We start from the raw sequence: 21,394 nt of genomic DNA, 5'->3' as shown, positions 1-21,394 counted from the left end.
CACCGCTGTGAGCCAGGTAGGCGCGGGCTGGGCGATCACCCCGGGTCAGGACTCCTGGAACAGCTCGATCTCGGTCACCGCGACATCAGTGCCCTTGACGCTCTGGAACACCTTCACCACGTGGATCTCCACCCACTCGACGCCCGCCCCGTTCTCGATGTCCACCTGCTGCGGGTCGGGGTTGTCCTTGAGCGTCACGTCGGCGGTGCGGCCGGTGGAGAACACCAGGTGCAGCTGCTCGGCGCGGTGCCGGGTCTGGAACTCGTCCCGGGCACCGGTGCGCACGATGGCGCGGGCGAGGCTGACCGGCCGGTCGTAGCGCAGCACGACCGTCGGCTCCGGACCGTCGCGCGGGGCGGCCCAGAAGGTGTTGCTCAACCCGTCGACGGCCAGGGCGCCGGGGTGGTCCGGCAGCTCGGAGGTGGCACTGACCTGCACCGGCGACACGGGCGTGTACTGCGGGAAGATCATCCGCTCGACGCCCTGCTTGGCCGCGACGGCGCGCGCGTTTACCCAGCCGCGGAAGTCGCCGGAGACGCCGTAGACGATGCCGCCCACGAGCAGCAGCACCGACACAACTCGGCGGAGGACCCGGAAGGTCGCGCTGACGGCCTGTCCCAGCTTGGACTTGCCGCGCCTGCCCTTGGGCCGCTCACCCGACTTGCGGACCTTCGCCCCGGTGCGCGGCAGCAGCCGCCGCCACCACGGTGTCTTGACGATGTCGGCCTCGGCGAGGGAGAACCCGCACCGGCTGCAGAACTTGCGGGTGGGCAGGTTGCCCTCGCCGCAGTCGCCGCAGACGAGGTCGCCGGGCTTGAGCTTGCGCGTCGGCGGCCGCTTCCGGGTGACCGGCGGGGCCTGCTTCGTCTCCTGCGGCAGGACCGCCGCGGGCTGTCCGGGGGTGATGGCCTCCACCAGCCCGCCCGCGGCGGCGACCTGGTCCGGCGAGGCCACGCGCTGCGCGGGCACCTCGGCGTGAGCGGACCGAACGGCGCCCGAGGCGGCCCGATCCGCCTGCGCCGAGGGCAGGCTAGGTGGCGCGGAGTTACCCGCGGGTGCGGGTGGAGAACTAGTTGGTGCGGAATTAGGACTAACTGGTGCGGGGGTAGAACCAGCCCCTCCGGAGGTGGGGAGCTTCGGCAACGCGGGCGGGGCCAAGGGTTGGGGCGGAACCAGGGAGCCGGCAGCACCAGGCGGCACAGGTCGGGCGGCAGCGCCATGGGACTGCGGCGGAGCCGAAGGCGCGAAGGAACCGCCCGCGCTAGGCGGCCGCTGCGGGACAGAGCTACCGGGCGGAGAAGCCGGGGGCGTGGGAGCGCCACTCGCACCGAACGGAGCAGGAGACCCGGCCGCGCCAACCAGTCCAGGAGACGTGGAAGGAGCCGAGGACGCACCCGAGCCCGGCGGAACCGGAGATGTGGGTGTACCGCTAACACCGGGTCGCGCGGGCGGCTTGGGCGGGGCAGATGGCCCACCTGCGGAAGAGGCAGGAGCTGCGGACGAGCCACCGGCACCGGGCAGAGCAGGCGGTGTGGGCGGGGCAGAGTTTCCACCTGCGCCAGGCGAAGCCGGTGGTTTCGGCGGGGCAGAGCTCCCACCTGCGCCGGGCGGACCAGGAGGCGCGGGCGGGCCGCCGGGGCTTGGCGGAGCCGGTGGTGTGGGCGGGGCGGGAGGCCCACCCGCGCTGGGCGGAGCGGGCGGCTTCGGTGGAGCGGGAGGTGCGGGCGGACCACCGGCGCCGGGCGGAGCCGGGGGCGTGGGCGGGGCAGGAGGCCCACCGGGACGCAGCGGGGCTGGAGGTGCCGGTGGACCTCCGGGGCGTGGCGGGGCCGGAGGCGCCGGTGCACCACCAGGACGCGGCGGGGCCGGAGGGGCGGGAGAGCCACCGGGGCGCGGCGGGGCGGGGGGTGCGGGTGGGCCACCCGGGCGCGGCGGGGCCGGAGGGGCGGGAGGTCCACCGGGACGCGGTGGTGCTGGAGGGGCGGGTGGACCGCCGGGACGCGGCGGGGCTGGAGGGGCGGGTGGACCGCCGGGGCGGGGAGGCGCGGGCGGGCCCCCGGCACCCGGGCGGGGCGGGGTGGCGCCGGGGGCTCCCGGGCGCGGCGGTGTCTGCACCGGGGGGCGGTCGCCCACGTCCAGGTACAGCGCCGACTGCAACCTCGCCAGGAACCCGCGCTTGGGCGGTGGCTCCTCCTCTTCCTCCGCCACCACCGGCGCGGGCGCCGGGGCGACCTTCTCCCCCGTCCACTCCAGGAACGCGCCGCACTTGCCGCAGAACGTGTCCGTGTCGGCGTTGTGGTAGGCGCAGGTCTTGCAGACGATCATGAGGCCACCTCCACTCGGTGTACCACGTGGGCCGGTTTGGCGGCGGCGACCACGTTCTCGACCAGGTCCCGCGGCGCTGCGGCCGGGTCGGCCACCCGCACCCGGACCGCCAGCCGCGGGTACGCGTCGCCGGGCAGCGGTGCCTCGGGGTCGTGCGACCACGCCGTGCCGCCGCTGTCGGCTATCTCGGCGGTGCCACCGGTCAGCACCTCCAGGTTCGCCCGCAGGCCCGCCACGGTGCCGCGCATCCGGTACATCTCGACCGCCGTGCCGACCACCGCCCGCCGCCGCTCGACCGGCCAGCCGTCGTCGAGCTCGATGCCGACCCAGCCGGCGAGCCAGTCCAGGAAGTCCTCCGGGGCCAGCGCCGGGTCCAGGTAGTCCACGATGCAGTCCAAAGTGGACATGATCGGTGCCAGCACGTCGTCGAAGCCCGCGATGAACCGCTCGGTGAACGGGTCCTCCTGGTACACCGCGGGCAACATCGCCAGCAGCGGCGCCGCGGTCGCCAGACCCGGGGTGAGACCGCGCATCAGCTGTCCTCCACCCGGACGTGGTGCTCGTAGGAGAACACCAGGCTGTGCCGGTCCACCTCGAGCCGCTGGGTCTCCTCACCGCGCTCACCGGTGACCGGGTTGGCGCCGAACAACCGCACGTCCTCGACCATGTCGACCCCTCGAACCCGTTGCAGCAGCGCGTAGACGTCGCCCGCCTGCACCGGCCGCCCGAACGGCCAGCCGGTGCCGCCGACTCCCCCGCTGATCGGGTTCAGGTGCCGGTACAGCGCCGCCAGCGCCTCGGCCCGCACCCGCGCCCGGTCGACCCGGGGCCGGGCGATCACCCGAGCCACCACCGTCACCCCGCGGTACTTCGGCGGCGACACCAGCACCCGGGTCCCGATCAGCCGCACCTCGTCGAGCCGGTCGCTGATGCGCGCCAGCGTCTCCCGCTCCGGCACCAGCTCGGCGAACTCGATCCGACCGTCCACAGCGGACGCCGAGGGCACCACCAGCACCCGCACCGACCCGGCGTCGACCTCGTCGTCGCCCGCGGTGACGCAACGCACCCGGGCGACCTCCGGGGCCGCCTCCCGGGTGATCGCCTCGTAGTCCTCCGCGGTGACCGCGCGGCTGCGGGTGCGCAGCAGGATCGGGCCGCGCGCCTTGGCCTGCTCGATGGTCTCGCCGTCGACCCCGCCGCTCGCGGGCTCCAGGTTCTCCACCCGGGCCACGAACGGGATGGACGATCGCAGCGTCTGGATCGCGCCCTTGCCGACGTTGCCCACCCGACCGCCGCCGACGGCGTAGCGGCGGAGCCGGATCCCGCACTGGTGCGGCGGCACCGCCCCGTACTGCCGCAGGCCGCCGTCCACCTCGCGGATGATCGGTCCGAAGTAGACCGTCCCGGTCGCCCCGTCCAGCAGGTAGTGCCGGTCGTCCGGGCGGCTGTTCGCGAAGTGCGACACCCGCTCCCAAGGCTTCCAACCGTCGTCCGAGGTGGTCTCCAGCACCGGGTCCACACCGGCGACGACCGGCAGCTGCGCCACCGGGAACTGTTGCCCCGGAACACCTTCTGACTGACCGAGCACCTCCTCCTCGACCAGCTCGCAGTGGAAGGCGTCCACCGTGGCGCCCACGGTCGAGGCCGCGAGCGAGGTGATCACCGGCGTCTCGTGGTAGGTCGGGAAACCCTCGTCGACCTCGATCACGCGCGCCCGCAGCCAGCCCGCGCTCTCACCGCCGAGCACCGCCGCGGTGTGTCCCTCCGGTACGTGCACGAGCACGTGACCGTCGGTGTTGATCGCGCCCGTCGTATCAGCGCTGACCCGGCAGGGCTGCCAGTCGGCACCGTCGAAGGCCTCCCACACCAGCGGCGGGTGTTCCGGGTGGACACCGACGCCGCGCACCTCGCAGGCGATGTCCACGCGCACGACGCAGTGCGGCACCGCGCCGGTCAGCCCGACCAGCAGGGCCTCCCCGACCGCCGGGACGGGCGAGAACGCCGGGAACGCCGTCCCCATCCGGACCTGGTCGGTCCGGTCGACGACCTCGTCGGCCAGCTCGTCGGCCGACACCGGCGCGGTCGCCACCCGGCGCAGGGCGCACGGGATGATCCGCAGGTCGGCGCCGGTGCTGAACACCACCGCCGCCGAGGTGTCGTCGCGCGGGGTCGCCACCGAGGTGCCCGCGGCGATGCCGACCGGCGTGATCGCGGGCGCGGACAGCCAGAACGTCACCGGCACCCGCGCGGGCGTCGGCGGCACCAGCCGCAGGCCGATCATCTCCAGGAACTTGACGTAGAGCCGGTCGGGCACCTGGTTGAGCCGGAACAGCAGCTGGTCGGTCATGAAGGCGAAGGTCTCGATCAGCGTCACGCCGGGGTCGGAGACGTTGTGGTCGGTCCACTCCGGACAGCGCAGCATCACCATCCGCTTGGCGTCGTCGACCAGGTCCTGGAACCGGCGGTCGTCGAGGTTGGGCGTGGGCAGGGCCATCAGTAGTCACTCCCGTCCTCGGGGATGGTGTAGAACGGGAACACCAGGTTGCGGCGGTCGTTGGTGTCCTTGACCAGGTACTGGATGTCGATGTAGAGCACGCTGCCGTCGGCCGGGTCCGGGGAGATCCGCACCCCCTCGACGTCCACCCGCGGTTCCCAGCGCAGCAGCGCGTCGCGCACCTCCTGGGACAGCTCGGCGACCGTCTCGAGGTTGGCGGGCCGGAACACGAAGTCGCGGATGCGGCTGCCGAACTGCGGGCGCATCGGCCGCTCGCCGGGGTAGGTGGCCAGGATCAGCCGCATCGCCTGCTCCAGCTCCACCTCCCGGCGCACCAGGGAGATCCCGCCCTGCGGCCCGACCCCGAGCGGGAACGCCCAGCCCGCGCCGACGAAGTCCTGCGCCATCCGACCCTCCTAGTTGAGCTTGAGCAGCGAGCCCTTGACCTCGGTCACCGCGGGACTGGACACCTTCACGCCGAGCTTGCCGGTGAGCTCGAGCTGCCCGTCGGTCTCCAGCTTCATCCCGCCGACCCCGGCCTTGATCGTGATCTGGCCCGCGCCACCGCATTCGATGGTCAGCGCCCCCGCGGGGGTGCGGCTCGCGGGCGGCGCCGGGTTGCAGGTGAGCGCGACCGTGCCCGCCACCTGGTCGATGGTGAGCGCCAGCTTGTCGTCCGAGGTGCCTAGCACGATCGTGGACTTGGTGGGCGGCAACGCACCCGGCGGCCCGGGCGGCAGGTCGTCGGTGAACAGCAACCGGTTGCCCGCGGGCGTGGCGAGCCCGCGCTGGGTGACCACACCGGACCCGGTGACCGCGGAACCCAGGTGCCCGAACGAGGTGTTGTCGTTGAGCAGTCCACCCAGGACATACGGCCGGCGCGGGTCGCCGAACTCGAAGCCGACCAGCACCTCGTCGCCGACCTCGGGGGAGAACAGCGTCCCGCTGCGCCTGCCCGCGCCCGGGTGGGCCACCCGGGCCCAGTCGGACTCGTAGTTGGCCGCGAGCCAGGGCAGGGCGACCTTCACCCGGCCCTTCTTGTCCGGGTCCGCCACGTTGGTGACCACCGCGCACACGACCCCAGACATCGTCGGCGCCTTGGCGCCGCCGGTGGTGAGGCCGAGCAGACTGCGGTTCTGCCGCCCGCTGACCCAGAACCGGGTGTGGTAGCCGTCCTCCTCGGCGTCGAAGACGTGCCGGGCGTTGGTGATCGTCCACTTGCCCGCGAACCGCTCCGGCACGCCCGCGATCTCCACCTCGGCCCCGGCCTGCAGCGCCGGGTCGCCCAGCGCGTCCCCCTCGGCCTCGGCGAACGTGCTGGCGACGTGGTCGGCCAAGCCCTTGGCGGCCTCCTCGGCGGCGGCGTCCGCGGCGGCGCCCGCGGCGATCGGGCGGTCGACCACGAGGTAGGCGGTGTTGCTCGCCGGGAGTCCGAAGTCAAGCTTCGGCAACCCCGGGATCGACGGTATGGCCGGGAGTTTGGGGATCGGCAGCAGGCCGTCGGTGAACGAGTTCGCCAGCTCGGCCGGGTCCTGGCCGTCGATCGTCGCCGTGCCGGTGGCCACGTCCGCGGTCCCGACCGCGACCCGGGCGCCCTTGGGGTCCCAGACCCGGACCTCCACGTCCGGGGTGATGTTCGCCGCGGACACCCGCGGCAGGAACGTCAGCAGGTTGTCCTTGAAGGTGAGCTTCCCGCTGCCCAGACCGAGGAAACCGGCCGCCGCGCTCGCCATCGCGTCGAGCATCCCGCCACCGCCGTCCTTGCGGCCGGAAGCCCTGCGGAAGAAGAACTTCCCGCCCACTACACCGGTCTCGAAGCCGATCTCACGGGCCCGCTGGGTGAGGAACTCCCAGTCGGTCTGCGCGACCTGGGCCAGGTGCTCGTGCTCGACGGAGGTCTTGTCGACCTTGCCGACAGTCAGCCCGGCCCCCTTGGCGACCTTCTCGGCGATCTCGCTGTCGCGCATCTTGACGAACGTGCGAGTGCGCTTGGCGCGCTGCAACCGGTGCGCCTTCTCGTAACCACGCACGATGGAGTAGACGAGCCCGTCGCGGCAGATGGCCTCGATCGAGGTGACCTCGCCCTTGATCAGCGAGGTGGTGCTGTCGCTGTCGGCGCGGCCCGCGCTGATCTCCACGGCGGTGCCGATGTCGAGGCCCGCGTCCGGGATGACCGTGCCCTCCTCGTCGTGGAAGGTCAGCTCGAACATGTCCGGCAGGTGCAGGTGCGTGTCGACCACGGCCCGGATCAGGCACGGCGACACCAGGGGGGACAACGGGAGCGCGATCGGCGAGCCGATCTTGACCCCCGGCCAGACCAGCGCGGAGGTCGGGCCGCCGCCGAGCAGCCCGCCGGGCATCAGGCGCCCCTCAGCTCGTGGGCGTTGGGCAGGTACACCGTGGTGCCGGGGCGCACCCGCGCGGCATCTTGGATGCCGTTGACCTCGGCGATCCGCCGCCAGGCGCCGGGGTTGCCGTAGTTGGCGGTGGCGATCGACTGCAGCGTCTCCCCCGCGGCCACCGTGTGCCTGCGCCTGCCCGCCTGGCCGCCGGAGGTCGGGTTCTGCGGCAGCGAGCCGAGCAGCGTCGGGATCTCCTCCATGGTGAGGCCGACCTCGGCGCGCACCGGGATGCCCGCGGTGGTGAACCGGGTGTACTTCACCGTGCACTTGGTCAGCTTCACGGTGTACATGAAGCCGATCATCGGCGGACCCCACTGGAAGGTCAGCTGCGGCGGCTGGGTCTTGAGGTTGTTCCCGGTGAGGGCGAGCAGCTGCCCCAGGAAGCCCGCGTCCGGCGACATCCAGCCGAGCAGGGTGTCGCAGCGCAGCTTGGTGGTCGCCCCCTCGAAGATCACCTTGGCCAGCGTGATGTCCGGGCCCTTGACCTGCTTGGTGGTCTGGCTGGTCGACCCGGTGGTGCCGCGCCCGCCGCCCGGGGAGGCGCGGATGCCGCTGCGGCTCATCCGGGAGATGGTGATGTCGGTGGGGTTGAAGTCGAACGGCACGAAACCCAGGTGCGGGAAGGTCGTGCAGCGCAGCGAGGCGGGGACCCGGGCACCGGCCAGCGCGGCGATGCCGATCCCGGCGCCGATGGCCAGGTCGGCGCCCGCCCCGGCGGCGAATCCGGCGGAGATGCTCATCGTGTCCCCCTCACAGGAATCCCTCGTGCGCCAGCTCCAGGGTCTCGGTGGCGATCCCCATGGTCATCGCGTCGAGGTCCGGGCCCTTCCAGGTGGCCGGGTAGACGTTGCGCAGCGACCAGGTGGCCACCACGCCCGCGCGCGCGTCGAACAGCTTGATCTGCGCCGTCCCCCCGCCGCCGCTGCTCATCGCGTCGACCCACTCCGCGGCGCGGTCGCGCAGCCAGGCCTGCACCTTGGCGGTGTCGGTGGCGTTCATCGCCCGGGCCAGGATGACGTTCGGGTACTGGATCTGGCCGGGCAGGATCGCCTCGTAGTGGTAGTTCCCGCCCTCCTTGACCACCTCCGGGTTGAACTTCACCTGCAACCCCTGGCAGCGGGCCCAGCCGCCGAGGTCCACCCCGTCGACGGTGACGTGGAACCGGGTGGTGAGGGCGAGCATCGTCTCGAAGCTGTGCAGTGCGACCATGTCCGCGCCCTAGACCGGGAGCCTGCGCTGGTCCTCGAGGAAGCCGCGGTGGGCCAGCTCGAGGGTCTCGATGGCGACCTGGCTGGCGCCCGCGTCCATGGTGGTGATCGCCCACTTGACCGGGATCACGTCGCGCAGCTCCCACTCGGTGATCGCGCCGTCGTCGAACAGCGAGGTGTGCAGCTTGATCGTGCCGACGTAGAGCTTGTGGTCCCAGGAGTTCTTGTTCAGCCAGTCGCGCACCGCGGTGGTCTCGTCGGAGACCGCGCGGGAGAGCTTGACGTTGTTGTACTTGGTGTTGCCGGGGAAGTAGAACCGGTCGTTGCCGCCGTCGCCGGAGCGGTACTCGGCGACGTCCCAGCTGACGTCGAGGCCCTCGGCCTTGGTCCAGCTGCCGAGGTTGTACTTCTCCATGTTCTGCACGACGACCACGAACCGGTTGCTCAGGCCGATCTTGCTGCTGTCGCTGAGCACGGTGCCTCCTAACGGAAGTCGGTGAGCAGGCCCGCCCGCTCACGGTCGATCAGGAGCTCCAGCCGGAGCCTGCTGCGCAACCGGTCGTAGAGCCGGGTGGACAGCTCGTCGAGGTCGATCCGGTCGAGGTCGATCTCGCCGCCGCCGCGCCTGCCGTGCGCGCGGGTGTCGGCGTCGGCGTGCATCTGGTCGGGGCCGGTCGGCTCGAACCAGGTGTCGGGGTCGAGTGACTCCTTGAAGTCAGCGGTGGTGATGCCGATCTTGGCGAAGACGTCGCGGTCGTCCTTGCCGGAGTCCTCGGCCCTGGTTTGCGCCGCCGTGTGCTCTGCTCTGGCCTGCTCGGCCCTGGTGTACCCGGCGGCGATCGCGTAGTGCGACCGGACCTGCCTGGTCCTGGTCTGCTCCTCGTAGTCGAGCCTGCGCTCGATGCGCTCCTGCTGGACGTCGGTGAGCTCGGTGGGTCCCGCGTCCCCGGCGGCGCTCTCCTCGCGGACTTCATCGAGTGCCTCGGCCTGCAGTTCGCGCCTGCGTTCGTCGCGGTCCTGGCGGGGTTGCTCCTCGCGCTGGCGGGCGAGGACCGGGTTGGTCCACTCCTCCACGACGACCCGCGCCTCGTGCTCGGCGATGCGACTGACCTCTTCGCGCTCCGCCGGCTCGAACTTGGAGTTCTCCGGCGCCAGGGGTGCGCGCTGCACGGGGCCCTGGATGTCCACTGTCGACTGTGCTGTTCGGACATCCGCGTGCGGGTGGTGTTGTTCGGCGGCGACCGCTTCGGCCTCGAGCGCGCGGCCCGCGGGCGTGTCCTCCGCCGGGAGGGACGCGCCGAACTTGCGCTGCTGGATAGCGTGCACGAGTTCGTGGGCAAGGAGTCCGGGGGCGGCGTTGTCGGGGAGGTAGACCGCCCCGCCCGCAGCGAACGCCCGGGCGCCGCGAACCCGCGCCTCCTCGGCGACCCGGGGACCGCGGTGCACGGGGACGTCGGCGACGTCGATGTTGTGCCGGGCACGCATGGCGTCGACCAGGTCCGGCGGCGGCCGACCCGGGGGCACCGCGTCGGGCGGGATCGGCGCGCCCAGGCCGAGTTTGCGCGTCTGCCCCACCGACGGCCGCTGGAACCCGCGCGCGGGCATGGGAGCCGGTGGCGGCGCGGGCTCGGCGGGCTGCTGCTGGGTGACCCACTCGGGCACGTACCGCATCCAGCCGGGCGCCCGGTGCGGCTCCGCCGGGACCCGCGCGGCCCCAACGAACTCGTCACTCGCCTCAGTGAACTTTCGCGGGTCCGGGGCCGTTTCCCTGGTGGGCCTGTGGACTAGTGGCTTAGTTGTCCACAGGCGGTTGTCAGCCGGACCGATCGGCGCGTCCCCCTTGGTAAGATGGGCTTGGGCCGCCCCCCAGGGAGGGTGGGGGATGCCCTGAGGGGGGTGGGGGGTCGAAATCCGCGGTGTGGCGCGGGGAGCGGTGTCCGCCGAGGGGCTGGGGGTTGCGGGGGTGGGACGCGCCGAGGGGGTGTTGGGGGCGTGGTGATCAGCTGAGGGGTGATCGGCTGAGGGGTCGCTTGCGGGGGTGGGCGATGTGGGGTGGGTGGCCGGGTGATCACTGGTGGGCGCGATCGACGGCGGCCGGTCGGCGGTGGTGGGGTGATCATCGCTGGGCGGGCTCGCGAGTGAAGAGGAGCTCGCCGGGACTGTCGGGTGTGTGAGCGGGGTGGGTGTGCGGGGATCTCCAGCGCTCGGCTCGACGACCGGGCGGACGGCACCAGGGGGCGAGAGGGTCGAGGCGGGGCCGCGCTCGGGTGACCCGGATGGCTTGGGGACCGTAAGCCGGACTGGGTCTACGAACGGTTGAGGCGGCTCGGGAGATCGGCTCGCGGTGCGGGGTGGGGGCTCAGCCACGGTCGAGGTCGGCGGCTGGGCTGGGGCAGAGGTGCGAGCCGGAGCCGAGGTCGGCGGCAGGGCTGAGGCGGAAGTGCGAGCCGGGGTCGTGGGCGGGGCGGCGGTCGAGGTCGAGTTCGGAGCCGGGGTCACCGGCGGGGGCAGGGTCGGGGTCGGCGCGCTTGCCCTGGTGTCGCCCGGGCCGTCGGCGGGGTTCGGGGCGGGGTAAGCGGTGACCAGGCCCTCGACCCGACCGACCGCTGGATCGACCAAGGCCGGGCTCACCGTTCGGGCGCCGGGCAGGGGTGGGCCCAGGGGTGGTCGCCGGACGATCAGCGGGGCGCGGACGGCGATCGTCGGGCGCAGCGGGGTGACCAGGACCCAGTCCCGCCCCGGCCGCGCAGGCGCGCCAGTGGCCGGTGGAGCGGGATCCGGCCGAGGGTTCGCGGATGTCGCGGAGGCGCCGACAGTCGGGGCAGCGCCAGCCGACGGGCTCCCTGCCGAGGCGGCCGCGGTCGAGGTACCCGCGACCGCGGCGCCCCCGGCCATGATGGCCACCCCGGGGTTGTTCACCGCAGGGTTGTCCGCCACGAGACCGCCCATCGCGGGGTTGTCCACTACGGCACTGCTCACCGCGGGGTTGTCCACCGTGGGACTGCCCACTGCAGGACTGCCCACCCCGGGACTGCCCACCGCGGGCGTCGCGGGTGCGGAGGGGTGCCGGTGACGGAACGGCCAGCGCATCAGGGGTCCCCTCCGTTGTTCTGCCTGGTGTGGATCCGGCCGATCTCGGTGATCAGCCGGTCCCGCACCGGGTGTTCCAGGTCCAAGATGGACTCGAAGGTCCAGTGCAGGTAGTAAGCGATGTACGCGACCTCTTCCCAGAGCCGGTCGGTCGCGTACCTCAGGATTCCCCCGGCGCATCACCGGCGACGTCGACCGCGAACTCCTTGCCGCAGTGCGGGCAGCCGACCGCCACCTCGGTGTGCCCCTCCGAGTTCACCCGGCGGTACAGGTCCTGCAGGAACGCCAGGTCCGAGGCGAACAGGTTCTCCACCACGAAGGTGTCCACCGCCGCCAGCTCCCCCAGCGCGGTGACCGTGCGCTCCAGCAGCAGCACCGTCAGGTAGGCCGGGTTCTGCTTCGACCGCGGGTCCGCCTGCGTGGTGATCTCGTCGCGGGCGGTGGCCAGGCGCATCACGCCGGTGCGGTGGACGGTGCCGTGCTCGTCGACGTAGCCGCGGGGCAGGGTGAACGGGTACTCGGTGCGCAGACCGGTGTCCACGCTCACACCGACACCCGCTGGATGCGCTCGGAGACGATGGTCACCGTCTCCATCAGCACCTCGCTGGAGCCCGCCTTGAGCGCGCCGATCTCCAGCTTGGACGGCCAGGCGTGCTCCAGGTGGTAGCGCGCCACCGGTTTGCCGTCGGTGCCGTACATGATCAGCGAGCAGCTCTTGCGGGCCGCCACGATGTCGCCCATCAGCACCGCCTCGTGCCAGGCCCACAGCTCCATGCTGGAGTTCTTGCCGCGCTTGAGGACCAGCGTGGCGGGCTTGGTCTTGCCGGGCAGCTTCTTGAGCACCACCTCCTTGTCGGTCGACTCCATCAGCTCGACCGGCTCCACCTCGGTGGTGATGCCCTGCAGCTCGGAGAACGAGGCGATCTCGTAGCCGTCGATGGTGATGGAGAACCGCGCCGCGGTGAGGGCGTCGTTGGGCTGGTTGGAGTTCAGGCCTGCGGCCATGTCGTAGTCCTTTCAGGACAGTCTTGCGGGACCGCTATTCCTCTAGCCCGGCGCCCTCGGCGAACTGCGAGATGCGGAACACCACGAACTCCGCGGGCTTGACCGGCGCGATGCCGATCTCCACGGTGAGGATGCCCGCGTCGCGGTTCTCCGGGGGGTTGTTCTCCTCGTCGCACTTGACGAAGAAGGCCTCGTTGGGCTGGCGGCCGAACAGCGCGCCGTCGCGCCAGACCCGGCGCAGGAACATGGTCACCGTGCGCTTGACCGAGTCCCACAGCTTGGGGTCGTTGGGCTCGAACACGACCCAGTTCGTGCCCTGCAGGATGGACTTCTCCACGTAGTTGAACAGCCTGCGCACGTTGAGGTAGCGCCACTCCGGGTCGCTGGAGAGCGTGCGCGCGCCCCACACCCGGATGCCCTGGCCGCGGAAGGAGCGGATGCAGTTGACCGCGATCGGGTTGAGCAGGTCGTGCTCACCCTTGGTGATGTTGAGCTCCAGGGTGACCGCGCCGCGCACCACCTCGTTGGCGGGCGCCTTGTGCACGCCGCGCGAGGAGTCGTTGCGGGCCCAGATGCCCGCCATGTGCCCGCTCGGCGGCACGAACACCTGCTTGCCCGCCACCGGGTCGGCCACCTTGATCCACGGCCAGTACAGCGCGGCGTACTTGGAGTCGTAGCCCGCGAAGTCCTGCCGCCAGTCCTTGACCTCCTGGGCCTTGAGCCCGGGCGGGGCGTCGAGGATGGCGACCCGGTCCGACATCAGCTCGCAGTGCGCGATCATCGCCAGCTGCACCGCCTTGACGTCCTCCATGGTCAGCGCGCCGCGCTGGTAGGCGGCCATCAGGTCGGGCACGCAGAGCATGGTGACCTCGTCGATGGCCTCCAGGCCGCCGAAGCCGGTCCGGTCGGCCGAGTCGCCGACGTAGTCCTTGGCGTCCACTGTGGATGGCCGGTCGGCGCCCGGCGCGGACAGCGCGGTCTCGCCGTGCGCCGGGGCGGTCAGGGCCTTGCCCTTGACCTCCTCGACCTGGATGAGCTTGGACTGCTGGCGCACCACGGTCGCGACGTTGTTGGCCCCGCGCCGGGTGGTGAGGTTGTCGAAGGTCTCCACCGGCTCACCGGCGCGCTTGACCACGAGCTTGAACGCGTCGTCGGCCGCCTCGCTCGCGGGCGCCACCTCGACGGTCAGCTCCCCCGCCTCGGCTTCCCTGGCCGACACCGTCAGCCCCGGGCGCCCCTCGGCGGCGGGCAGCTCGGCGGCGGGCAGCGCGCGCCGCTCGGTGTGGCCGTTGGTCTCGGCGTCCGCGCCGCCGACGCGCACCACGTAGGCGACGCCGCCGCCGTTCTGGAAGTAGCCGTAGACCGCGTGCGCGAGGTAGTAGCCGGGCACGAAGTCGCCGAAGTTCGCCTTGAACTGGGTCCAGTTGGTCACGAGCACCGGCTCGTGCACCGGCCCGCGCTCGGCGAACCCGACGAAGGCGGCGACCGCGGTGCCCACGGCCTCGATCGGCCGCGATCCCGAGGTCACCTCCTCCATGTAGACACCGGGCGCGAGGTAGCTGCTGGCCATCTGCGGGTCTCCCTCACCGTGCGGTTACCGACTTCCGGCCTCCGAGCTTGCGCCCGGGCGCTCCGGGCGCGCAGTCGCCCGGGGGCGGGGCCGGGGGCGGCCGGGACCGCCCCTTCGGGCGGGGTGGGCGCGCCGATAGGACGGGCGGCGGACCGGTGTGCGCGGGCCCCGGGGCGACCGAGACTGGACGCGTGATCACCGAGGTGGACGACGCGCTGTGCGCGCTGCTCGGCCGCGCCCTGCCCGAGGGCACCGCCGTGCGCCTGGACCCGCCGAAGCCGACCTGGCAGGCCGAGCGGCCGTCCAAGGCCATCGACCTGTTCCTGTTCGGGCTGCGCGGCGACCCGCGCGGGCGCGAGTCCGGGTGGGACGAGGTGCGCGACGGCCGCGGCGCCTTGCTGTCCCGGCGGTCCCCGACGCGCCGCTGTGCACTGTCCTATTTGGTCACGGCACGGGCGGCGAAGGTCAGCGAGGAGCACATGCTGCTCGACCGGGCCCTGCGCACCATGGTCTTCGCCGACACCATCCCCGCCACCTGCCTCGGCGGCGCGCTGGCCGGGACCGGCGAGCAGGTCCTGCTGACGGTGTCCGATGAGGACCCGGGCGACCTGTGGAGCAACCTGGGGATGCCCGCGCGGGCGGCGTTCGTGATCACCGTGAGCGCGGTGTACGTGCCCGAGCCGGACACCGAACTCGCGCCCCCGGCGGAGAAGATGGCGCTGCGCTCGGGCCAGGACGTGCCCACCGGTCCGCTGGCCCCGGCCGCGGCCAAGCGCTGGGTGCGCTCGTGAGCCCGGGGGCGAAGATGGGCGACAAGGTCGTAGGCACCGACATCCACATCCTCCTCGTCCCCTCCCCCGGCGGCCCGGTCCCCACCCCGACGCCGATACCGTTCACCGGAACGATCACCGGCGGGTGCAGCGCGGACGTGCTGATCGCGGGCGCGCCGGCCGCGGTCCTCGGGTCCACCGCGACCAACGCGCCCCCGCACCTCGCCCCGCCGCCCGCGACGTTCCAGGTGCCGCCGACCAACCAGGGCACGGTGATCAAGGGCAGCGGCACCGTCCTGATCAACAACAAGCCCGCCGCACGGGCCGGGGACACCGTGCAGACCTGCAACGACCCGGCCCCGGCACCGACCGGATCGATCATCGCCGTGTCCACAGTGGACATCGGCGGCTAGGTACCCGGCATGTGAGGAGAACCGAGATGGCAGACGAGCCCGACCTGGCCCCCGGCGAGAGCTCGGAGTGGGTGACCTACCTGCAGCAGATGCTCAACCACCACTACCAGCAGAGCGTCGTCCCGGAGAGCGGCGAGTTCGACGACACCACGGCGGGCGCGGTGAGCCACTTCGCCGACCAGAACGGCCTGTCCTCGGGTCAGAACGTCGACGCCGCGTTCTGGGACGCCCTGCTCGGCCGCTCCGGCGGCGGGTCCGACAGCGGCGGTTCCAGTGGCGGTTCCGGTGGCGGTTCGAGCGGCGGCGAGCAGGGGCAGCAGCTGCACGAGGTGGACTTCCCGGTCACCCTGCTCAGCCAGCCGGACGAGACCACCTGCTGGGCGGCGTCGATGGTGATGGTGCTCAACGCCCGCGGCGGGGACTACACCGTCGAGCGGCTGTGCGAGGAGACCGGCGCCAACCACGACGGCAAGACCTGGGACGAGGCCGAGCCGATCGGCAAGCAGGTGGGCATGGGCAGCGTCTACTGCGCCTGCTGGACCGAGCAGGGCTGGGCCGACGTGCTCTCCGCCAACGGTCCACTGTGGACGCCGGTGCCGGGCAACGCCTACCACATCATCGTGGTCGCCGGGATCCGCAACGGCTCGGCGGGCGCGGAGGTGCACGTCTACGACCCGTGGCCGGCGGGCAGCGGCGACGAGTCCTGGCTGGACTTCGCGAGCTTCACCCAGCAGTACGAGATGGCCGAGGGCTACGGCGCGGACCTGCTGCACTACTGAGCCCGGTACGAAGAGCCCAGCACGGACCCGACCCGCGGTGCCGGTGGCGCCGCGGGTCAGGCGTGCAGCAGGGCGCCCGGGGTGAACGGCACGGCGACGAGCACCAGCACGCCGATCGCGGAGAGCTCGTGGTCGTGCCGGGTGAACCAGGCGCGCGCGTCCGGCGAACCGTCCCACGGAGCCCGCTCGGGTTCGCGGTGCGGCAGCGCCGAGACGTCGAGCCGGTAGCGGGCGCGACCGGTCACCCGCACGTCGCCGCGGGTGAAGCCGATCTCGCAGTCGCCGGTGAACGCCACGGTGTCGGGTGCGTGGAAGACCCGGCCGCGCTGGGCGAACCGGTGGTCCGCGCCCGCCGCGATCCGCGCCTCAGCCGAGCCGATACCGCCCACCATCACCCCGGCGGCCACCTCGCGCACGGCGGCCAGGGCCCGGACGCGGCCGTCGGCGGCCGCCGCGGTCGCGCGGACCACGAGCTCGCCGTCGAGCCGCAGCGCGACGGTCACGGCGACGTGCCCGATGTCCACCGTCGCCCCGGCGACGGGCACGTCGGCCAACCGGTACCGGAACGACTGGGACCCATCGCCGACCATGTCGCCGCCTCACGCAGGGGGAAGGTGGTCCCGCCAACGCTAGGCCACCGCGGCGGCACCCCACGTGACCGATGGGGCAGCACATCGGGCGGCGACTCCACCCTGGGACGGCAGCGCTCACACCACCGAAACACCGGCGCCCCCCATCGGCAACAGTGCGCGCGCAGGCTGGTCGGCATGGACACGACCCCCCTCCCCGCCACCGCGCCCACGACCTGGCGCCTTCGGGTCCAGCTCGACGACCGCCCGGGCACGCTCGCCCGGGTGACCACCCGGCTGGCCGCGCGCGACTGCAACGTGCTCGCCCTGTCCGTGCTGCCGGTCCCCGGCGGCGTGGTCGACGAGATCGTGGTGAGCACCGGCCCGGGCACCGCGCCCGCCGACCTCATCGACGAGATCCGCGCCGAGGGCGGCCGCTGCGTCGGGATCACCCGGGCGGACCTGCGGCACCTCGTCGACCACACGACCGCGGGCCTGCGCGCGGTCGGGAACGCGCTGCGCGACCCCGCCGGTGTGGCCGAGGCGGTGCGCACGCTGATCGGCGCGGACGCGGTCGTGCCCGCGACCGAACAGGTCACCCCCGACACCAGCGGCCACCGCGCGGTGCTCTCGCTCGCCGACGGGACGTCCTTCGTGGCCCGCCGGGGGTGGGCGCCGTTCACCGAGGTGGAGCTCGCCAGGGTCGCCGCGTTCGGCGAGGTGCTCACGGCGGGCGGGCAGGCCGCGGCCGCCCCCGCCGCGGTGATCACCACCGACGGCGCCGGGATCGTGCTGCGCCCCGGTACCCCGGCCGATGCCGACGCGGTGGCCGACCTGCACGCCCGGTGCTCGGCCCAGACGCTGTTCACCCGCTACCACGCCGGGCTGCGCACCCTGCCGCGCCGCTGGCTGCACCGGCTGCTGCAACCCCCGCGCGGCACCACGCTGCTCGCCCTGTGCGGCACCGAGGTCGTGGCGATGGCCCAGCTGATCCGCACCAACGACCCGGCCGAGGCGGAGATCTCGGTGCTGGTCGAGGACTCCTGGCAGCGCCGCGGCCTGGGCACCGCGCTGATCACCCGGCTGGGCGCCCTGGCCCGGGCGGCGGGCCACGCGCACATGATCGCCTGGTGCCTGCCCTCGGAGGTCGGCTTCGCGCGCGCCGCGGCCGCGTGCGGGCTACCGGTGTCGGTGCGCCGCGAGGACGACATGCTCCGCGTCGCGCTCGCCGTCGGCAGCCACCGCTCGGAGACCATCCCCGCGCTGTGACACTCCTGCGCTGAGAACGTTCCCGCGCAAGGCGATCCGCTCCCCGACAGCGCGAACTTCGTCGGTCGTGACCGCGGTTCGGTTGTGGGGCAAGGACATCAGGTGCGCGGGCACCGTGCTCGGCTCAGCGCCGGTCGACCGGTCCGGCCGAACCCTCGGTGAGCAGGCCCCGGTCGTAGGCCACCGCGACCGCCTCGGCCCGGCGGCTGGCGCCGAGCTTGGCCATGATCCGGCTCAGGTGCACGCTCACCGTCTTCTCGCTGATGAACAGCTCCTCGCCGACCTGGCGGTTGGTCCGCCCCAGGGCCACCAGCCCCAGCACCGCGCGCTCGCGCGGGGTGAACGGGTCGACCTCGTCCCGGATCACGGTCGCCTCGTCCAGCGGGATCCGGCCGCGCCGGGCCGCCTTGCGCAGCGCGTCGAGCAGGGGCTTGGCGTCCAGCCGGGTGGCGACCCGCTCGGCCGCGCGGAGCTCGACCGCGGCGGCCTCCCGGTCGTCGTCGGCCAGCAGGGCCTCGGCCAGGCGCCTGCGGCAGACCGCCTGCTCGTAGAGCGCGCCGTAGTCGAACGCGGCCACCGCCGTGCGCCACCTCGCCGCGTCGCTGTCGCCGGTCAGCCGGGTGTACTCGGCCTCGGCGCGGGCCAACCACGCGCGGCCCTCCGGCCCCAGCTCGCCGGTGCGCGGGCTGCCGAACTCGGCGGTCTTGCGGGCCAGGGCGACCAGCTTGCCGCCCTCCTCGACGGCGTCCTCCGGCCCGTGGGCCGTCCGCCGGGCGGCGACGGCGAGGTCGGCGTGCGCGGCGATGCCGAGCGCGGCCATCCGGATCCCGGCCATCACCCACTGCTCCCCCGCCTGCGCCACCCAGTCCAGCGCCTCCCGCACGCACTCCACGGCCCGCTCCGGACGGCCGCGCCAGGCCGCGAGCTCGGCGCCGACACCGCCGGCCACCAACGGGATCTGCAGGTCCCGGTGCCAGTCGGAGCGCAGCTCGGTGACCAGCCGGTCGGCCTCGGCGAAGCGCCCGCGACCCACCGCCACGTGCGCGCCGACCACCGCCAAGCGCGCGGACACCGTGCTGGACACCTTGTGCCCCGGCGGTTCCGCGGCCGCCTCGCTGCCGTCCCAGTCGCCCTTGGCGTAGAGGATCACCACCTGCACCACGCGCAGCTCCAGGCCGTAGGTGCTCCAGGTGAGCCCGGTCGCCCCGGCCCGCGCCACGCCCTCGGCGGCCACCGCGGCGGCCTCGGCCAGCAGGCCCGCCTCGTAGAAGCTGACGCACAGCGAGTAGGTCGCCCGCAGCTCGACGGTGATCGCCTCGACGTCGCGGGCCCGGTCGCGGGCCTCGACCAGCCACTCCCGCGACTCCGCGCCCTGGTTGTCCGACTCGGCCAGGATCGCCAGCGTGATCAGCGCGTCGGCCTCCGGGCCGCTGGCGCCGACCGAGCGGGCGATGGTGACCGCGCGCTCGGCGTGTTCGCGCGACTCCGCCATCCGGTCGTGGCCGCGCAAGATCGTCGCGTAGGCCGCCAGCACCCAGGCCTGGTCGGCGCTCGCCGGGCGCTCGGCCACCAGTTCCCACGCCTGCTCGATGTTCTGCCGCGACTCCTCTTCCCGGCCGTCCACCGCGTAGAGGGCCTGCGCGAGCCTGCGGCGCAGCTTGGCCGCGCGCTCCGGGCTCACCGTCTCGTCTGCCAGCTTGACCGCCGATCGGGCGAACGCGATCGCCCGCTCCGGGTCGCCGGACATGCCCGCGACCCAGGATGCGCGGCGCAGCAACGTCAACTCGTCGAGGTCGCCGGGTCGCTCGGCCTCGGGCACCGCGTCCCAGAGTTTCAGCGCGCGTTCCAGGTGCTCCAACGACTCCGCGGGCGCGCCCAGCCGCTCGGCTTCCCACGCCGCGTCAACCGAGGCGGTCAACGCCGCAGGCAGCGCGTGGCTCTCCATGCTGTGGTGGGCGAGCGCGGCGGCGATGCCGCGGGTGCCGGTGTCGGCGGCCAGTTCCCGCGCGTACGCCGCGTGCAGGCGGACCCGCTCACCGGGCAGCAGGTCGCCGTAGACGGCCTCGCGCAGCAGGGCGTGCCGGAAGGTGTAGAGGTCACCGTCGTCGGGCACCAGCACGTGGTGGGCCACCGCGTCGCGGAGCGCGGCCTCCAAGTCGGTGTCGGAGAGGTCGGCCACCGCCCGCAACCGCGCGTGCGGCACCCGCCGCCCCGCGACCGAGGCCACCCGCACGACGTTCTGCGTCGCGGGGCTGAGCCGTTCCACGCGCGCCAAGAGGACGTCGACCAGCGTCGCCGGAATTCCCGCGCCGCACTCGGAATAGGCGGCCAGCAATTCCTCGGCGAAGAACGCGTTGCCCTCTGATCGGCCCGCCACTTCGCGCAGCACCGGTTCGGTGATCAGGTCCTCGGCGAGCGCGGTGACGAACGCGCGCGCGTCGGCCGTGCCGAAGGGGGCGAGTTCGATCCGCTCGACCTGGGGCAGCCGCACCAATTCGGCGAGCAGCGGGCGCAGCGGGTGGCGCCGGTGCAGGTCGTCGCTGCGATAGGTGCCCAGCACCACCAGGCGCTGGGAACGCAAGCGGGAAAACAGAAACGACAGCAGACTGCGGGTGGATCCGTCCGCCCAGTGCAGGTCCTCGAGCACCAGCACGACCGGGCGCTGCTCGGCGAGGTCGGTCAGCAGGCCGTGCACCGCGTCGAACAGCTGCAGCTGCCCGATGTCCTGCTCCGAGCGCGGGCCGACGACCGGGATCGCCATCCCCGAGGCGAGCCTGCCCGGGTCGGGACCGGTGGGCAGCGCGACATCCGGGAACAGCCTGCCCAGGGCCGGTCGGACCTGGGCAGGCTCCACCCCCAGTTCGCGCACCTGCGCCAGCGCCTCGGCGACCGGCAGGTACGGCAGGCCGGTCTCGCCCGCGTCCAGGCAGCGGCCGGTGAGCACCAGCGCCCCCTGCTCGCGGGCGTAGGCACCGACTTCCTCGGTCATCCTGGTCTTGCCGACGCCCGCGTCACCGGCGAGCAGCACGGCGGCCGCCCGCCCGGTGCCCGCGGCGTCGACCGCCGCGCGCAGCCTGCGGAGTTCGCGACCGCGCGCGACCAGTGGGATTCCCGAACCCAGACGCGGCATGAGAGGCATGCTCGCACACCTCAGGCCGCGTGGCGGTCACCCTGGCGCGGGTCGGGGCGCTGCTCGCGCAGCCGCCGCCACCAGGGCACCCGCCGCACCTCGCGCAGGTGCAACCTGCTGGTGCGGTCCAGCGTGCCGTTGCGGCGGTAGTTGACCTCGGCCTGCAGGGCCTCGGTGGTCCACTCCATCACTGCTCACTCCCTCGGTCGGTCTTGCCGGTACCGAGGAGGTTGCCGCTGAGGCCGCGGGCGGCGGGATCCGGTGATCACGCAGTCCTGGCCCGCGGACCCTTACCCACGGGGGTCGGCGGTGCCGGCGCGGGCGGGTAAGGGGGTGGTGGCGAGCAGGTGGGTAAGGGGTCGTGCCCGTC

20 protein-coding genes are annotated in these 21,394 nt (G+C 73.2%); 4 read left to right on the top strand and 16 right to left on the bottom strand.

From position 1 onward, the window contains the following. Positions 1 to 45: 45 nt before the first annotated feature. The 13 genes from QSK30_RS15165 to QSK30_RS15110 all read right to left on the bottom strand — a co-directional run bounded on the left by QSK30_RS15165 (position 46) and on the right by QSK30_RS15110 (position 14,094). Complete coding sequence (locus QSK30_RS15165; RefSeq protein WP_285503350.1) at positions 46 to 954, bottom strand: zinc ribbon domain-containing protein; 909 nt, start codon at positions 952 to 954, stop codon at positions 46 to 48. Between the two features lie 1,367 nt (positions 955 to 2,321). After that, a complete protein-coding gene (locus QSK30_RS15160) occupies positions 2,322 to 2,858 on the bottom strand; it encodes a phage tail protein (protein WP_285503347.1) in 537 nt (178 codons plus the stop codon). Further along, the gene (locus QSK30_RS15155; RefSeq protein WP_285503346.1) at positions 2,858 to 4,819 is read right to left on the bottom strand and encodes a putative baseplate assembly protein; all 1,962 of its coding nucleotides are present in this window, start codon (positions 4,817 to 4,819) and stop codon (positions 2,858 to 2,860) included. Before QSK30_RS15155 ends, QSK30_RS15160 begins: the two co-directional genes overlap by 1 nt. Continuing rightward, positions 4,819 to 5,226, bottom strand: a complete 408-nt coding sequence (locus QSK30_RS15150) for a GPW/gp25 family protein (RefSeq protein WP_285503344.1) — start codon at positions 5,224 to 5,226, stop codon at positions 4,819 to 4,821. The genes QSK30_RS15155 and QSK30_RS15150 overlap by 1 nt, the downstream gene beginning before the upstream one ends. 9 nt (positions 5,227 to 5,235) lie before the next feature. Continuing rightward, positions 5,236 to 7,179 (bottom strand): phage baseplate assembly protein V, encoded by a 1,944-nt coding sequence (locus QSK30_RS15145; protein ID WP_285503342.1) that lies wholly within the window; start codon positions 7,177 to 7,179, stop codon positions 5,236 to 5,238. Beyond that, entirely contained in the window at positions 7,179 to 7,961 is a 783-nt protein-coding gene (locus QSK30_RS15140; RefSeq protein WP_285503340.1) for a LysM peptidoglycan-binding domain-containing protein, read from the bottom strand. The genes QSK30_RS15145 and QSK30_RS15140 overlap by 1 nt, the downstream gene beginning before the upstream one ends. A 10-nt stretch (positions 7,962 to 7,971) precedes the next feature. Beyond that, positions 7,972 to 8,430: a phage tail protein gene (locus tag QSK30_RS15135; protein ID WP_285503337.1), complete on the bottom strand. Its 459-nt coding sequence runs from the start codon at positions 8,428 to 8,430 to the stop codon at positions 7,972 to 7,974. 9 nt (positions 8,431 to 8,439) lie between these two features. Then, the gene (locus tag QSK30_RS15130) at positions 8,440 to 8,904 is read right to left on the bottom strand and encodes a phage tail protein (RefSeq protein ID WP_285503336.1); all 465 of its coding nucleotides are present in this window, start codon (positions 8,902 to 8,904) and stop codon (positions 8,440 to 8,442) included. An 8-nt stretch (positions 8,905 to 8,912) separates the two neighbouring features. Next, on the bottom strand, positions 8,913 to 10,091 hold the full coding sequence (locus QSK30_RS15125; RefSeq protein WP_285503334.1) for an eCIS core domain-containing protein: 1,179 nt from the start codon (positions 10,089 to 10,091) through the stop codon (positions 8,913 to 8,915). Between the two features lie 1,427 nt (positions 10,092 to 11,518). Further along, complete coding sequence (locus tag QSK30_RS36880) at positions 11,519 to 11,683, bottom strand: DUF6760 family protein (protein WP_352231578.1); 165 nt, start codon at positions 11,681 to 11,683, stop codon at positions 11,519 to 11,521. After that, on the bottom strand, positions 11,680 to 12,066 hold the full coding sequence (locus QSK30_RS15120; protein ID WP_285503332.1) for a phage tail assembly protein: 387 nt from the start codon (positions 12,064 to 12,066) through the stop codon (positions 11,680 to 11,682). The genes QSK30_RS36880 and QSK30_RS15120 overlap by 4 nt, the downstream gene beginning before the upstream one ends. Continuing rightward, entirely contained in the window at positions 12,063 to 12,524 is a 462-nt protein-coding gene (locus QSK30_RS15115; protein WP_285503331.1) for a phage tail protein, read from the bottom strand. Before QSK30_RS15115 ends, QSK30_RS15120 begins: the two co-directional genes overlap by 4 nt. Positions 12,525 to 12,558: 34 nt before the next feature. Then, a complete protein-coding gene (locus tag QSK30_RS15110; RefSeq protein WP_285503329.1) occupies positions 12,559 to 14,094 on the bottom strand; it encodes a phage tail sheath family protein in 1,536 nt (511 codons plus the stop codon). Between the two features lie 191 nt (positions 14,095 to 14,285). On the opposite strand from QSK30_RS15110, the gene QSK30_RS15105 reads away from it, so the two are divergent. The 3 genes from QSK30_RS15105 to QSK30_RS15095 are packed head-to-tail and all read left to right on the top strand — an operon-like array spanning position 14,286 to position 16,056. Beyond that, a complete protein-coding gene (locus tag QSK30_RS15105) occupies positions 14,286 to 14,885 on the top strand; it encodes a Pvc16 family protein (RefSeq protein WP_285503327.1) in 600 nt (199 codons plus the stop codon). Continuing rightward, positions 14,882 to 15,277, top strand: coding sequence for a PAAR domain-containing protein (locus tag QSK30_RS15100; protein WP_285503325.1), 396 nt, complete (start codon positions 14,882 to 14,884; stop codon positions 15,275 to 15,277). The genes QSK30_RS15105 and QSK30_RS15100 overlap by 4 nt, the downstream gene beginning before the upstream one ends. Before the next feature lie 26 nt (positions 15,278 to 15,303). Continuing rightward, positions 15,304 to 16,056 (top strand): papain-like cysteine protease family protein, encoded by a 753-nt coding sequence (locus QSK30_RS15095; RefSeq protein WP_285503324.1) that lies wholly within the window; start codon positions 15,304 to 15,306, stop codon positions 16,054 to 16,056. Between the two features lie 56 nt (positions 16,057 to 16,112). Here QSK30_RS15095 and QSK30_RS15090 read toward each other — a convergent pair whose 3' ends face one another. After that, positions 16,113 to 16,646, bottom strand: a complete 534-nt coding sequence (locus tag QSK30_RS15090; protein ID WP_285503323.1) for a hypothetical protein — start codon at positions 16,644 to 16,646, stop codon at positions 16,113 to 16,115. A gap of 177 nt (positions 16,647 to 16,823) precedes the next feature. On the opposite strand from QSK30_RS15090, the gene QSK30_RS15085 reads away from it, so the two are divergent. After that, positions 16,824 to 17,894, top strand: a complete 1,071-nt coding sequence (locus QSK30_RS15085) for a GNAT family N-acetyltransferase (RefSeq protein ID WP_285503321.1) — start codon at positions 16,824 to 16,826, stop codon at positions 17,892 to 17,894. A gap of 124 nt (positions 17,895 to 18,018) precedes the next feature. On the opposite strand, the gene QSK30_RS15080 is transcribed toward QSK30_RS15085, so the two are convergent. Both QSK30_RS15080 and QSK30_RS15075 read right to left on the bottom strand, forming a co-directional pair. Continuing rightward, positions 18,019 to 21,033, bottom strand: coding sequence for a helix-turn-helix transcriptional regulator (locus QSK30_RS15080; protein ID WP_285503320.1), 3,015 nt, complete (start codon positions 21,031 to 21,033; stop codon positions 18,019 to 18,021). A gap of 11 nt (positions 21,034 to 21,044) precedes the next feature. Beyond that, positions 21,045 to 21,215, bottom strand: a complete 171-nt coding sequence (locus tag QSK30_RS15075; protein ID WP_285503318.1) for a hypothetical protein — start codon at positions 21,213 to 21,215, stop codon at positions 21,045 to 21,047. Between the last annotated feature and the right edge of the window lie 179 nt (positions 21,216 to 21,394).

It is taken from the genome of Actinokineospora sp. NBRC 105648, assembly GCF_030269645.1.
GTDB lineage: Bacteria > Actinomycetota > Actinomycetes > Mycobacteriales > Pseudonocardiaceae > Actinokineospora.
Note: the sequence above shows the minus strand (reverse complement) of the source record. Positions and strands in the feature narration are given on the sequence as shown.